The sequence below is a fragment of the Ideonella sp. BN130291 genome (assembly GCF_036231905.1).
Taxonomy (GTDB): Bacteria; Pseudomonadota; Gammaproteobacteria; order Burkholderiales; family Burkholderiaceae_C; genus CAMLIZ01.
On sequence record NZ_JAZARE010000001.1, the window covers coordinates 637,709 to 650,681 of the forward strand.

Annotated in this window: 12 protein-coding genes, 1 pseudogene and 1 riboswitch; of the genes and pseudogenes, 9 read left to right on the plus strand and 4 right to left on the minus strand. The window is 71.2% G+C overall.

What is annotated here, in order from left to right:
* The first annotated feature begins 25 nt into the window (after positions 1-25).
* The 3 genes from VPH43_RS02945 to VPH43_RS02955 are packed head-to-tail and all read left to right on the plus strand — an operon-like array spanning position 26 to position 3,364.
* A complete protein-coding gene (locus VPH43_RS02945; protein ID WP_328576147.1) occupies positions 26-1,012 on the plus strand; it encodes a Bug family tripartite tricarboxylate transporter substrate binding protein in 987 nt (328 codons plus the stop codon).
* A gap of 13 nt (positions 1,013-1,025) precedes the next feature.
* Complete coding sequence (locus VPH43_RS02950; protein ID WP_328576148.1) at positions 1,026-1,817, plus strand: enoyl-CoA hydratase/isomerase family protein; 792 nt, start codon at positions 1,026-1,028, stop codon at positions 1,815-1,817.
* Complete coding sequence (locus VPH43_RS02955) at positions 1,814-3,364, plus strand: malonate--CoA ligase (protein WP_328576149.1); 1,551 nt, start codon at positions 1,814-1,816, stop codon at positions 3,362-3,364. Before VPH43_RS02950 ends, VPH43_RS02955 begins: the two co-directional genes overlap by 4 nt.
* A gap of 6 nt (positions 3,365-3,370) precedes the next feature.
* On the opposite strand, the gene pcaG is transcribed toward VPH43_RS02955, so the two are convergent.
* The 4 genes from pcaG to VPH43_RS02975 form a co-directional block, all read right to left on the minus strand.
* The gene (gene pcaG, locus VPH43_RS02960; protein ID WP_328576150.1) at positions 3,371-4,003 is read right to left on the minus strand and encodes a protocatechuate 3,4-dioxygenase subunit alpha; all 633 of its coding nucleotides are present in this window, start codon (positions 4,001-4,003) and stop codon (positions 3,371-3,373) included.
* Entirely contained in the window at positions 4,000-4,719 is a 720-nt protein-coding gene (gene pcaH / locus VPH43_RS02965; RefSeq protein WP_328576151.1) for a protocatechuate 3,4-dioxygenase subunit beta, read from the minus strand. Before pcaH ends, pcaG begins: the two co-directional genes overlap by 4 nt.
* 71 nt (positions 4,720-4,790) lie before the next feature.
* Positions 4,791-5,708, minus strand: coding sequence for a LysR substrate-binding domain-containing protein (locus VPH43_RS02970; protein ID WP_328576152.1), 918 nt, complete (start codon positions 5,706-5,708; stop codon positions 4,791-4,793).
* A 2-nt stretch (positions 5,709-5,710) separates the two neighbouring features.
* Positions 5,711-6,499 (minus strand): SDR family oxidoreductase, encoded by a 789-nt coding sequence (locus VPH43_RS02975; protein WP_328576153.1) that lies wholly within the window; start codon positions 6,497-6,499, stop codon positions 5,711-5,713.
* Positions 6,500-6,545: 46 nt separating this feature from the next.
* Here VPH43_RS02975 and VPH43_RS02980 point away from each other — a divergent pair, with 46 nt between their 5' ends.
* The 6 genes and pseudogenes from VPH43_RS02980 to VPH43_RS03005 all read left to right on the plus strand — a co-directional run.
* A complete protein-coding gene (locus VPH43_RS02980; RefSeq protein ID WP_328576154.1) occupies positions 6,546-7,448 on the plus strand; it encodes an NAD(P)/FAD-dependent oxidoreductase in 903 nt (300 codons plus the stop codon).
* Positions 7,449-7,461: 13 nt separating this feature from the next.
* Positions 7,462-7,694: riboswitch (cobalamin riboswitch) on the plus strand.
* A 135-nt stretch (positions 7,695-7,829) separates the two neighbouring features.
* On the plus strand, positions 7,830-9,692 hold the full coding sequence (locus VPH43_RS02985; protein ID WP_328576155.1) for a TonB-dependent receptor domain-containing protein: 1,863 nt from the start codon (positions 7,830-7,832) through the stop codon (positions 9,690-9,692).
* An 11-nt stretch (positions 9,693-9,703) separates the two neighbouring features.
* On the plus strand, positions 9,704-10,264 hold the full coding sequence (gene cobU / locus VPH43_RS02990) for a bifunctional adenosylcobinamide kinase/adenosylcobinamide-phosphate guanylyltransferase (protein ID WP_328576156.1): 561 nt from the start codon (positions 9,704-9,706) through the stop codon (positions 10,262-10,264).
* Between the two features lie 6 nt (positions 10,265-10,270).
* Positions 10,271-11,140, plus strand: a complete 870-nt coding sequence (locus VPH43_RS02995) for an ABC transporter substrate-binding protein (RefSeq protein WP_328576157.1) — start codon at positions 10,271-10,273, stop codon at positions 11,138-11,140.
* Entirely contained in the window at positions 11,137-12,162 is a 1,026-nt protein-coding gene (locus tag VPH43_RS03000; RefSeq protein ID WP_328576158.1) for a FecCD family ABC transporter permease, read from the plus strand. Before VPH43_RS02995 ends, VPH43_RS03000 begins: the two co-directional genes overlap by 4 nt.
* An 80-nt stretch (positions 12,163-12,242) precedes the next feature.
* Positions 12,243-12,962: pseudogene (locus VPH43_RS03005) on the plus strand (ABC transporter ATP-binding protein); the annotation flags it as partial.
* Between the last annotated feature and the right edge of the window lie 11 nt (positions 12,963-12,973).

A 12,973-nucleotide genomic window follows, 5' to 3' on the forward strand; every position in this document is an offset into this window, starting at 1 on the left:
GGGCCCAACCCGACAGGAGACAGCCATGACCCAGACACCTTCGATTTCCCGGCGCCGCGCGCTGGCCGCCGGCGCGGCCGCACTCGCGTCGCCCTGGGCGGGCGCGCAGGGCGCCTGGCCCAGCCGGCCGGTGACCGTGGTCGTGCCCTTTCCTGCAGGCGGTGGCACCGACGCCTTCGCGCGGCCGCTCACCGCCATGCTCACGCGCCACCTCGGGCGCCAGTTCATCATCGACAACAAGGGCGGCGCGGGTGGCACGGTGGGCGCCACGGTGGCTGCCAAGGCTGCACCCGACGGCTACACCTTCTTCATGGGCGCGGTGCACCATGCGATCGCGCCGGCCATGTACCGCAAGCTGGACTACAACCTGGAGACCGACTTCATCCCGGTCGGGCTGATCTCCAGCGTGCCGCAGGTGGTGGTGATCAACCCGCAGCGTGTGCCGGTGAACGACCTGAAGGGCCTGCTGGAGCTGGTGCGCCGCAGCCCCGGCAAGCTCAACTACGGCTCGGCCGGCAACGGCACCTCGCACCACCTGGCGGGCGAGCTGTTCAAGCTGCAGACCAAGACCTTCATCACCCACATTCCCTACCGCGGCGCCGGCCCGGCCTTGCAGGACCTGATCTCCGGCCAGGTCGACATGATGTTCGACGGCCTGGGCTCGTCGGCCAACCACATCAAGGGCGGGCGCATCAAGGCGCTGGCGGTGGCGTCCGACAAGCGCGCGCCCGGTTTCCCCGACGTGCCCACGGCCAAGGAGATGGGCTTGCCGCAGTACCAGGTCGCCACCTGGTACGGACTGTGGGCGCCCAAGGGCACCCCCAAGGAGATCGTCGAGCGCATGCAGGCAGAGCTCAACAAGGCACTCAACACACCGGAGCTGAAGGAGGCCTGGACCGCCCTGGGCACCGACACACCCAACCTCTACGGCGACGCCTTCGGCAAGTTCGTGGGCAGTGAAACCCGCCGCTGGGCCGAGGTGGTGAAAGCCTCCGGCGCCACCCTCGATTGATGCGGGCGCGTCCATGAGCGGCGAGGTGCTGCACGAGCCGGTCGATGCGCATGGCGTGCTGCATGTGCGCCTGGCCAACCCCGGCAAGCACAACGCGATCAGCATCGCGATGTGGAAGGCGCTGCGAAGCCTGTTCGAGCAGTTGCAGGCGCAGGCACCCGAAGAAGCGCCGCGTGCTGTGCTGTTGAGCGGCGACGGCGGGCACTTTGCGGCCGGTGCCGACATCGAGGAGTTCCCGCGTTTTCGTTTCGATGAAGCGGCCCTGCGCGACTACCACGAAGAGGTGGTCGCGCCGGCACTGGGCGCGCTGCTCGGCTGCGACATTCCCCTGGTGGCGCGGATCGACGGCTCCTGCGTGGGCGGCGGGCTGGAGGTCGCCGCCTGCTGCGACATCCGCATCGCGGCGCACTCCGCGCGTTTCGGCATCCCGATCGCCAAGCTCGGCTTTCCGATGGCGCCCGGCGAGTTGCTGGCGCTGGGCCGGGTGGTGCCGGCCGCCACCTTGCGCGAGCTGCTGCTCGAAGCCCGCCTGCTGGACTCGGCAACGGCCTTGACGCGCGGCCTGGTCAACCGTGTGGTGGAGGCCACCGAGCTGGCCCATGAAGCGCAGGCCACCGCGCAGCGCATCGCGGCACTGTCACCCAACGCCGCGCGCATCAACAAACGCACCTTGCGCCAGATCGCCGAGGCCGCGCTCACGCCGGCGCAGCGCCGCATGCACTTCAGCTACGCCGACCATCCGGAACACCGGGAGGGCATCAGCGCCTTCCTCGACAAGCGCCCGCCGCGCTTCGCCAAGCCATGAACCACAACCTGTTTGCCGCCCTGCGCGCCGGCTTTCCCGCCGACCTGGACACCATTGCCATCGAAACCGCGGACGGCCCCGACGCACCGCACCGCTACACCTGGCGCGACCTGGAGCGCGGCACCGCGATGATCGCCAACCTGCTGGCATCGCTGGATCTGCCACCCGGCGCGCGCGTTGCGGTACAGACCGAGAAATCGGTGGAGGCGCTGATGCTGTACCTGGCCGTGCTGCGCGCCGGCTTCGTCTACCTGCCGCTGAACACCGCCTACCAGTCGGCCGAGATCGAGTACTTCATCGGTGACGCCGAACCGGCGGTGGTGGTGTGTTCCGGCAAGGCCTTCGGCTGGGTGAGCAAGATCGCCTTCAAGGCCGGCACGCAGTACGTCTTCAGCCTGAACGACGACCGCAGCGGCAGCCTGCTCGAACGCGCGGCACACCACAGCGACCAGCACCAGCCCGCCGAACGCGGCCCCGAGGAGCTGGCCGCCATCCTCTACACCAGCGGCACCACCGGGCGCAGCAAGGGCGCGATGCTCAGCCACGGCAACATGCTGAGCAACGCGCGCACGCTGAAGGACTTCTGGGGCTGGCGAACCCCCGAGCAAGGCGGCGACGTGCTGGTCCATGCGTTGCCGATCTTCCATGTGCACGGCCTGTTCGTCGCGTGCCACGGCGCCTTGCTCAACGGCAGCAAGATGATCTGGTTCTCGAAGTTCGAGCCGCGCGCGGTGATCGCGAGCTTCAAGCAAGCCACCGTGTTCATGGGTGTGCCCACCCTGTACGTGCGCATGCTGGCCGAGGACAGCCTCACGCGACAGGCCTGCAGCAGCATGCGGCTGTTCCTGTCCGGCTCGGCGCCCATGCTGGTGGACACCTTCGATGCCTGGCGCCAGCGCACCGGCCACACGATCGTGGAACGCTACGGCATGAGCGAGACCATCATGCTCACCTCCAACCCCTACCTCGCCGGCCCGCAGGCGCGCAAGGGCGGCACGGTGGGGCCCGCCCTGCCGGGCGTGCAGGTGCGGGTGCAGGACGACGAGGGCCAGCCCTGCCCCGCGGGCGAGATCGGCCATATCCAGGTGAAAGGCCCCAACGTGTTCGCCGGCTACTGGCGCATGCCGGAGAAGACACGCGAGGAGTTCACCGCCGACGGCTGGTTCAAGACCGGCGACGTGGGCCGCTTTGACAGCGACGGCTACCTCACCATCGTCGGCCGCAGCAAGGACCTGATCATCAGCGGCGGCTACAACGTCTACCCCGCGGAGATCGAGTCGGTGATCAACGAACTGCCGGGCGTGGCGGAATCCGCCGTGGTCGGCGTGCCGCACCCCGACTTCGGCGAGGCGGTGGTGGCGGTGGTGGTGCCCCAGGCCGGCGCCACCGTGCAGGCCGACGAAGTGGTGGCCGCGCTCAAGGGCCGCATCGCCAACTTCAAGGTGCCCAAGCGCGTGTTCATCGCGCCGGAGCTGCCGCGCAACACCATGGGCAAGGTGCAGAAGAAGCTGCTGCGGGAGCAGCACCAGGGGCTGTTCGACGCCTGAGGCGCATCACACCTCGAAAAACACCGTCTCCTTCGCCATGTCGTGGTGCTGCACCACGATGTCGAAGCGGTAGACGGTTTCTGCGCCGCGCTGCTGCCGCTGCGCGATCAGTGTCTTGCGGCGCACCTCCCACTCGATGCTGCCCAGCACCGGGTCCTCGGCATTCGCCTGCGCTTCGTCGCTGAAATACAGCCGCGTGTTCAGGCCCAGGTTGATGCCGCGCGCCACGATCCACAGGTTGATGTGCGGGGCCTGCAGGCTGCCGCTGCGGCCGGCCACGCGGCCGGGCTTGATGGTGTCGAAGCGGTACAGCCCGGTATCGAAATCGGCGCCGCTGCGGCCCCAGCCGCGGAACGTGTCATCCAGCGCCTTGCCCGTCTGCGGGTCAGCCGGATGGGCGTAGCGGCCGGCGGCGTTGGCCTGCCAGATCTCGATCAGCACGTCGCGCATCGGCGTGCCGCTGCCGTCGAACACCTGCCCTTCGATCGTGATGCGCTCGCCCACCGTGCCGGGCCGGGCCAGCACGTGGCCGAAGTTGTTGTCGAAGATCTCGAAGCCCGCCTGTTGCGGCGCCAGGCCGATGTGCACATAGGGCCCGCCGGTCTGCGACGCCGTTTCAGGGAGTGAAGCGATGTTCATGCGGTGAGCTCGTTCTCGAACCAGGTCTTGCGGCGGCCGCGCAGCACGATGTCGAAGCGGTAGCAGCGGCTGTCCAGGGCGATGAAGTTCCCCACGTCCTGCAGCGCGATCAGGCCACGCACCTGCTGCTCGCTCGGCACGGTCTTCAGGATGGGACAGGTGGCGATCAGCGGGTCGCCCTCGAAATACATCTGGGTGATCAGGCGCTGGGCCCAGCCATCGCCGCTGATGGAAAAGTGGATGTGCGAGGGCCGCCAGTCGTTGATGCGGTTGCGCCAGGGATAGGGGCCGGGCTTGATGGTGCGGAACACATAGTGGCCGTCGGCATCGGTCAGCATGCGGCCGCAGCCGCCGAAGTGCGGATCGATGGGCGCGATGTAGCGGTCGTTCTTGTGGCGGTAACGCCCCCCCGCATTCGCCTGCCACACCTCCACCAGCGCATTGCGCACCGGCGCGCCGAACTGGTCGCGCACGGTGCCGTGCACCACCAGCCGCTCGCCGATCGGCAGGCCGCCGTCCTGGGCGAAGTTGAGGATGAGGTCGTTGTCCAGTGGGCCCAGCTCGGCCGCGCTGAACACCGGCGCGGTCACTTCCGACAGCGTGTGGCGGATCGAAATCAAGGCGTTGCGCGGCGAGCGCAGCACGCTGGTCTTGTAGCCGGGGGTGTACGCGGGCGGATGCAGCGCGGTGTCGCGCTGCGCAAATTCATCGATCATGCGGTCTCCTAGGCGGCCCACTGTAGGCAGCCGCACGGTGCACCGCAATTGAATTCTGGGCCCGCGTTCAATCAGCTGTGGTTATGCGCCCGCAAGGGTGCCAGCAGCGCCTGCAGGGCGGGCGCCGGTGGGCTGTCGACGCGCAGCAGCAGGCCGATCGGCTCTTCGCTGCCGCTGGTGTCCAAGGCCAGCGCCTGCAGTCGGCCGGCGTCGATGCCCGACAGCACGGCGCAGCGGGGCGCGATCCAGATCGCCGCCTGCTCTTCCACCAGCGTAAGCGCGAGCGACACCGACAAGGTTTCCACCACCCCCGTCGCGGGCACGGCCGCATGCCGCGCGAGCACCCGGTCGGCTGCCACCCGGATCAGGGTGTCGGGCAGCGGCAGCACCCAGGGCCAGCGTCCCCACTGCGCTGCCCCACCGGCGCGCCGGCGCAGCAGCGGATGCCCGGCGCGCACCACCGCCCGCAGCGGCTCGGCGCGCAGCAGCTCGAAGCTCAACCCCACCAGCGCCGGCGGGTCGGCCAGGCGGCCGAGCACCGCGTCCAGCGCGCCGGCACGCAGCTGCGCCAGCAGCTCCACGTTGCGGCCGGTGTGCACCTGCAGGCGCAGGCCCGGCTGCCCGGCCCAGGCGGTTTGCAGCAGCGCCGGCAGCAGCGGCGCCACCGTGGGCAGCACACCCAGGCGCAGCGGCGGCGCGGGGCCTTGCAGCACGCTGTCCACCGCAGTCTGCAGGGACTGCACGCTGGCGCTCGCATGGCGCAGGAACGCCTGGGCGTGCAGCGTGGGTTTGGCACCCGCGCGGCCACGCTCGAACAGGCTGCACCCCAGCATCTGCTCCAGCTCGGCCAGGGTCTTGGTGACGGCCGGCTGGGAGATGGCCAACTGATCCGCCGCTGCACGCAGGCTGCCGCCCTGGGCCACCGCCAGAAAACACTGCAGGTGCCGCAGCCGGATGCGGTTGAGTGCGCTGTCGCGCCGGCTGGCCACGGTCAGCCGCGGCCCACGTAAGGCATCTTCGTCGCCATCACGGTCATGAACTGCACGTTGGCTTCCAGCGGCAGGTTGGCCATGGTGAGCAGCGCGTCGGCCACGTGGCGCACGTCCATCACCGGCTCGGGCCGCACCGAGCCGTCGGCCTGCGGCACGCCCTGGCGCATGCGCACCGTCATGTCGGTCTGGGCGTTGCCGATGTCGAGCTGGCCCACCGCGATGTCGAAGTGACGGCCATCCAGCGCCGCGGTCTTGGTGAGGCCGGTCACGCCATGCTTGCTCGCCGTGTACGCCACCGAATGGGGGCGCGGCGCGTAGGCGGAGATGGAGCCGTTGTTGACGATGCGCCCGCCGCGCGGCGACTGCTGCTTCATCAGCCGGAAGGCCTGCTGGGTGCAGAGGAAGGCGCCGGTGAGGTTGGTGTCCAGCACCTGGCGCCAGGTGTCGTAGGGCAGCTCTTCCAGCGGCACGGCGGGCGCGCCGCTGCCCGCGTTGTTGAACAGCAGGTCGAGCCGGCCGAAACGCTGCTGCAGCGTGGCGAACAGCGCGGCCACCGAAGCGGGGTCGGTCACGTCGGTGGGCACCGCCAGCGCGCGCTCGGCGATGTCGCCGAAGGGGTCGCCGGCGCTCGCGATGGCGGCCTGCAGCGTGTCCAGCCGGCGCCCGCTGTAGACCACGCGCCAGCCATTGATCAGCAGGGCGTTGGCGCAGGCGCGGCCGATGCCGCTGCCGGCGCCGGTGACGAGGGCGACGCGATTGTGGGGAGGGTGGGCAGGCGATGCATTCATGGTGCTGGAGTCTAGGCCGGGCGCGAGGCTTGCAAGGCCGTCCTCCATGGACACCCGCGACGCACTCGACTGCCTGGTGGTGGGCGCCGGCCCGGCCGGCCTGACCGCCGGCATGTACCTGCGCCGCTTCCACCGCCTGGTCCTGGTGGTGGACGGCGGCGACGCGCGGGCGCTGCGCATCCCCCGCTCGCACAACGTACCGGGCTTTCCGCAAGGCATTCCGGGCCCCGAGCTGATCGACCGGCTGCAACAGCAGTACGCCGAGGTCGGCGGCCACATCACCCGAGCACGCGTGAACCAGGTGCTGCGCCGGCCCGAGGACGGGCTGTTCCAGGTGCTGGTGGGTGGCGAGACCGTGCTGGCGAAAACGGTGCTGCTGGCCACCGGCGCGCTCGACCACGAACCGCAGATGCCGGGCCTGGCCGACCTGCGCGAGCGCGGCCTGCTGCGCCAGTGCCCGATCTGCGACGGCTTCGAGTTCACCGGCCGCTGCATCGGCGTGATCGGCGCGGGCGCGCATGGGGCTCGCGAGAGCCTGTTCATCCGCCACTTCAGCGAGCGCCTCTGGTTCATCGGCACCCACGGACTGGAAGAGGTCGACGGCGTGCTCGCCGCCCGCCTGCATGAGGCCGGTGTGCGCTGCGTGCAGGGCCGCCCGGTGAGCGCGGACACCACCGACAACGGCCGCGTGCGCCTGTGCATGGACGATGGCAGCGAGCATCACTTCGACGTGCTCTATGCGGCCCTGGGCTGCCACCCACGGGCCGAGCTGGGCACCGCGCTGGGCGCGCGGCGCGACCACGGCGGCAACCTGGTGATCGACCACCATTGCCGCACCGGCATCGAGGGGTTGTATGCCGCCGGCGACGTGACCGGCGGGCTGGACCAGATCGTGGTGGCCACCGGCCAGGCAGCGATCGCGGCGACCGCCATCCACAACAGCCTCTGACCCCGCGTTACACTTCGACCGCTTTGCGACAGGTGCCGCGGCGTCCCTTTGAGGGCGTGCGGTTCAACGGGAAGCCGGTGCAAGTCCGGCGCTGCCCCCGCAACGGTGAAGCGAGTTCCAGGGCGTTCGCACGATGCCACTGGGTGCCCACTCGGGCACCTGGGAAGGCGCGGACACCCGATGGCTGAAGCCTCAGGCTGGCCATCGCTCGCGAGCCCGGATACCGGCCTGACGCAACCCAAGGAACTGGCATTGCGGTGGGCAATGCCTGGCGCCCCAGGCTCGTTTGCGCCTGCGTGCGCCAGCGCGCACCCACCCTGACGCCGGTTGTGTTTTTGACCCAACCATGGGCCGCACGGGGCGTGCGGCTGGAGTGAACGCGTGACCTTTCCTCGTTCGGCGCTGAGCGCCGCGGCCTGCAGCCTGCTGGGCCTGGTTTCCTTTGCCACCACCGCCTTTGCACAGGCCGGCGCCAGCGGCACCACCAGCGACACGGTGATCGTCACCGCCACCCGCCAGCCCACGCGCATCGATGCGCAGTTGAGCGACGTGAGCGTCATCACGCGTGAGGACATCGAGCGCAGCGCGGGCCGCACCCTGGCCGAGCTGCTGGGCCAGCAGCCGGGGCTGCAGTTCATCGCCAACGGCGGCCTCGGCAAGAGCAGCTCGGTGTCGATCCGCGGCGCGGAGGTGCGCCACACCCTGCTGCTGATCGACGGCGTGCGCTACGGCTCAGCCACCCTGGGGCAGGCCACCTTCGAGAACATCCCGCTGGAATCGATCGATCGCATCGAGATCGTGCGCGGCCCGATGAGCAGCCTGTATGGCGCGGACGCCGTGGGCGGCGTGATCCAGGTCTTCACCCGCGAAGGCAGCGCCGGCCTGCAGCCGAACGCCAGCGTGGGCGTGGGGTCGCACCGCTACAGCTCGGCGGGCGCCGGCATCGCGTTCGGAAGCGGCCCCTGGACCGGCAACCTGCAGCTGCAGCACCAGCGGACCCGGGGCTTCTCGGCAACCAACGAGCATGTGCCGTTCGGCACCTTCGATCCCGATGACGACGGCTTCCGCCAGACCGCGGTGAACCTGTCGGGTGGCTACCGCTTCAATGCGGACTGGCAGCTGAAGGTGCATGCCCTGCGCTCGCAAGGTCGCACGCAGTACGACGACGGCCCCGGCGCCGATACCCGCGCCGACCTCACCAGCGAAAGCTACGGTGCCGACCTGCAGGGCACGGTGCTCCCCGGCTGGCGCAGCACCGTGCGGCTGGCGCAGAGCATGGACGCCAGCGACACGCTCGCCAGCGCCAGCCCCTTCACCGAGCTGGGCACCTTCCGCACCACCCAGCAGCAGCTGGCGTGGGAAAACAGCGTGGCCACACCGCTGGGCTCGCTGCTGGTGCTGGCGGAGCATCTGCGGCAGAAGGTGTCCAAGCCGGGCCAGGACTACGCGGTGACCTCCCGCACCATCGACGCGTTGGCGCTGGGCGTGAACGGCCGCAGCGGCGCGCACACCTGGCAGGCCAGCGTGCGCCACGACCGCAACAGCCAGTTCGGCAGCGAGAACACCGGCAACCTGGCCTACGGCTTCGACATCACGCCGGCCTGGCGCGTGGGCGGCGCGGTCGGCAGCAGCTTTTCCGCACCCAGCTTCAACCAGCTCTATTACCCCGACTTCGGCGACCCCACCGTGCTGCCCGAGCGCGGCCGCCATCGCGAGCTCAGCCTGCGCTGGCGCGCCGACGAGCACCAGCAGCTCACGCTCACCGCCTACAGCAACCGGGTGCGCGACTACATCGACGAAGGCTCGCACGTGAACGGCAACATCCCGACCGCTCGCATGGACGGCGCGACCCTGGCCTACGAAGGCCGCATTGCCGAGTGGACGCTGGCCGGCTCGCTGGACGAGCTGCGGGCGCGCGACGATGCCGGCGAGCCGCTGCGGCGCAAGGCCCGCCATGGCGTGTCGGCCTCGGCCGATCGCCAGTTCGGCCGCTGGAGCGCCGGCGCGGTGCTCACCGCGCGCAGCAGCCGCCGCGACACCAGCTACGACGACAACTTCAATGCGGTGCCGGTGACGCTGCCGAAATACGCGCTGCTGGACCTGCGCGCCGAATGGCAGGCCGCGCCCGACTGGACCGTGCAGGCGCGCCTGAACAACGTGGCCAACCGGCAGTACGAAACCGCCTACGGCTACAACCAGCCCGGCCGCGAGCTCTACCTCACCCTGCGCTGGGCGCCGCGCTGACCGGCCGCACCATGCACGAGCTGATACTCGGCGGGCAACGCAGCGGCAAGTCGCGGCGCGCCGAAGCGCTGGCGGCGCAGTGGCTCGCGCGCTCGCCGGCGCACGAAGCGGTGCTGATCGCCACCGCGCTGCCCGCGGACGCGGAGATGCACGAGCGCATCGCACGCCATCGGGCCGACCGGCAGGCCCGTGTGCCGCGCCTGCAGACGGTGGAAGCGCCGCTGGCCCTGGCCGGCGCGCTGCGTGCCCACACCGCCGCACACCGGCTGCTGGTGGTGGACTGCCTGACGCTGTGGCTGACCAACCTGCTGATGCCGGCAGACGGGCCGGCTGCGTCCGAAGCACAGGCGCACGCAACGGCCGACGCACTGCTGGCCGCGCTGCAGGCCGCCACCGGCCCGGTGGTGCTGGTGTCCAACGAGATCGGGCTGGGCATCTCGCCGCTGGGCCGCGAGGTGCGCCACTTCGTCGACGAGCTCGGCCGCCTGCACCAGGCGGTGGCCGCGGCCTGCGAGCGCGTCACACTGATGGTGGCCGGCCAGGCGCTGGCCATCAAACCGGCACGGGAGTGACCCACGATGTTTCCACGACGCCTTGTGCTTGCCGCGCTGCTGTGCAGTGCGCTGGCATCCGGTGCCAGGGCCGCCGCCCTCGAGGTGCAGGACGACCGCGGCATCACCGTGCGCCTGGCCGCCCCGCCCCAGCGCGTGGTCACGCTGCTGCCCTCGCTCACCGAAACCGTGTGCGCGCTGGGCGCCTGCAACCGCCTGGTGGGCACGGACCGCTATTCCAACTGGCCGGCCTCGGTGCAGGCGCTGCCCAAGGCGGGCGGGCTGGATGACGCGAACGTGGAGCGCATCGTCTCGCTCAAGCCCGACCTGGTGCTCGCCGCGGGCTCCGCGCGCATCATCGGCCGGCTGGAGTCGCTGGGCATCACCGTGGCCGCGCTCGAAGCCAAGAGCCATGCCGACACCCAGCGCGTCATCCGCGCAGTGGCCACGCTCGTGGGGCAGCCGGGGGCGGATGCCTTGTGGGCGCGCATCCAGCAGGACACCCAAGCCGCTGCGGCCCGCGTGCCACCGGCGCTGAAGGGCCAGCGTGTGTACATGGAGGTGGACGCCTCGCCCTACGCGGCCGGGCCCAGCTCCTTCATCGGCGAGACGCTGCAACGCCTGGGCCTGGGCAACATCGTGGCGCCCGAGCTCGGGCCGTTTCCCAAGCTGAACCCGGAGTTCGTGGTGCGGGCGCAGCCCGACATCGTGATCGCGTCCACGCGCAACCTCGATGAGATGGCCACGCGCCCCGGGTGGGCCCAGCTCGCCGCCTTGAAACGCGGCCGGGTCTGCCGCTTCGCGAGCGAGCAGTTCGAGGTGCTCATCCGCCCGGGCCCGCGCCTGGGCGAAGCAGCCCGGCTGCTGGCCGACTGCCTGGTGCGCTTGCCGCAATGACCGCGCTCGCCATGGCGCCCCAACCCGGCCTCGCCGCACGACGGCGCTTCAGCGGGGTGCTGCTGGGCGTGACCGTGCTGCTGGGGCTGGCGGGCCTGCTGATCGGCAGCGACGGCGGCTCGCTGGCAGCGCTGTGGGATCCCGCCATGGTGCAGGTGCTGTGGGACATTCGCGCCCCGCGCACCCTGGGCGCCTGGCTCACCGGCGCGCTGCTGGGCTTGTCCGGCGCCATCGCGCAGGGGCTGTTCCGCAATCCGCTCGCCGACCCCTACCTGCTGGGCTCCTCGGCCGGTGCGGGCCTGGGCGTGGTGCTGGTGCTGGCGGCCGGCTCGCTCACCGGGCACACGGTGCAGCTGCTGGCCGCCGACGCGGTGAGCAAGCTCGGCCTGGTGGGTGCGGCCTTCGGCGGCGCGCTGCTGGGTGTGAGCCTGACCCTCATGCTGGCGCGTGGCGCGCAGCGCACCACCGGCCTGCTGCTGGCCGGCGTGGTGGTGGGCGTGGTGCTGGGTGCGCTGGCCGACCTGGTGACCCTAGCCGCGCCCGACGCGCTGCGCGGCAAGCAGGTCTTCATGCTGGGCACCACCGGCTTCCTCGGCTGGAGCAGCGACCTGGTGCTGGGGCTCACCCTGATCGCCACCTTGCCGCTGGCGCAGCGCTTCAGCCGCGCGCTCGATGCGTTGACCCTGGGCGAGGACAGCGCACGCAGCCTGGGCATCGCGCTGCCTCGCATCCGCATGCTGCTGGTGCTGTTGCTGGCGCTGGCCACCGGCTCGGCGGTCGCGCAGGCCGGGCTGGTGGCCTTCATCGGCCTGGTCGCACCGCACCTGGTGCGGCGCCAGGTGCAGGGTACCCACGGCTTCACGCTCACCGCGAGCGCGGCGGTCGGCGGCACCTTGCTGCTGGCCAGCGACGTGCTCGCACGCGCGGTCGTCGCGCCGCAGGAGCTGCCGGTGGGTGTGCTCACCGCGGGCCTGGGCGGCAGCTACCTGCTCTGGCTGATGCGCCGCAGGGGGCTGGTGTGAGCGCCGCTGCCCACCGCCTGGCGCTGCAGGCGCAGGGCGTCAGCGCCGCGCTGCAGGGCACGCCGGTGTTGCACGGTGTGTCGCTGGGTCTGGCGCCCGGCCGCTGGACCGCCATCGTGGGCCCCAACGGCGCGGGCAAGTCCACCCTGCTGCGGGTGCTGGCCGGTCTGCTGCAGCCTGGCGCCGGCAGCGTGCAGCTGCTGGGCCGGCCGCTGATGCAGTGGTCGGCCGGCGAGCGGGCGCAGCGCCTGGCCTGGTTGTCGCAGCACGGTGAAGCTTCGTCCGAACTCCCCGTGCGCGAGGTGGTGCGGCTGGGCCGCCTGCCGCATCTGGGCCTGTTCGGCAGCCCGGGCCCGGCCGACGAGCGGATCGTGGACCACGCCATGCAGCAGACGGAATGCAGCGCCTGGCAGGCGCGCCGGATGAGCGCGCTGTCGGGCGGGGAACGCCAGCGTGTGCTGCTGGCGCGTGCGCTGGCGGTGCAGGCGCCGGTGCTGCTGCTGGACGAACCCACCACCCACCTGGACCCGCCGCACCAGGTGGCACTGGTGCGGCTGCTGCAACGCCTGGCGGCGCACGACGGCATGGCCGTGGCCAGCGTGCTGCACGACCTGTCGTTGGCCCTGCAGGCCGATGAGCTGGTGGTCATGGCCGCCGGCCGGGTGCAGGCCCAGGGGCCGTGCGGGGACGCCGGCGTGCGTGCCGCGCTGGCCGAGGTGTTCCACGGTGCCGTGCGCATCGAGCGCCTGGGCCACGGCGAACAGGCCCAGTGGGTGGCCGTGCCCCACATGCACCCTTGAGGCCCAACGAC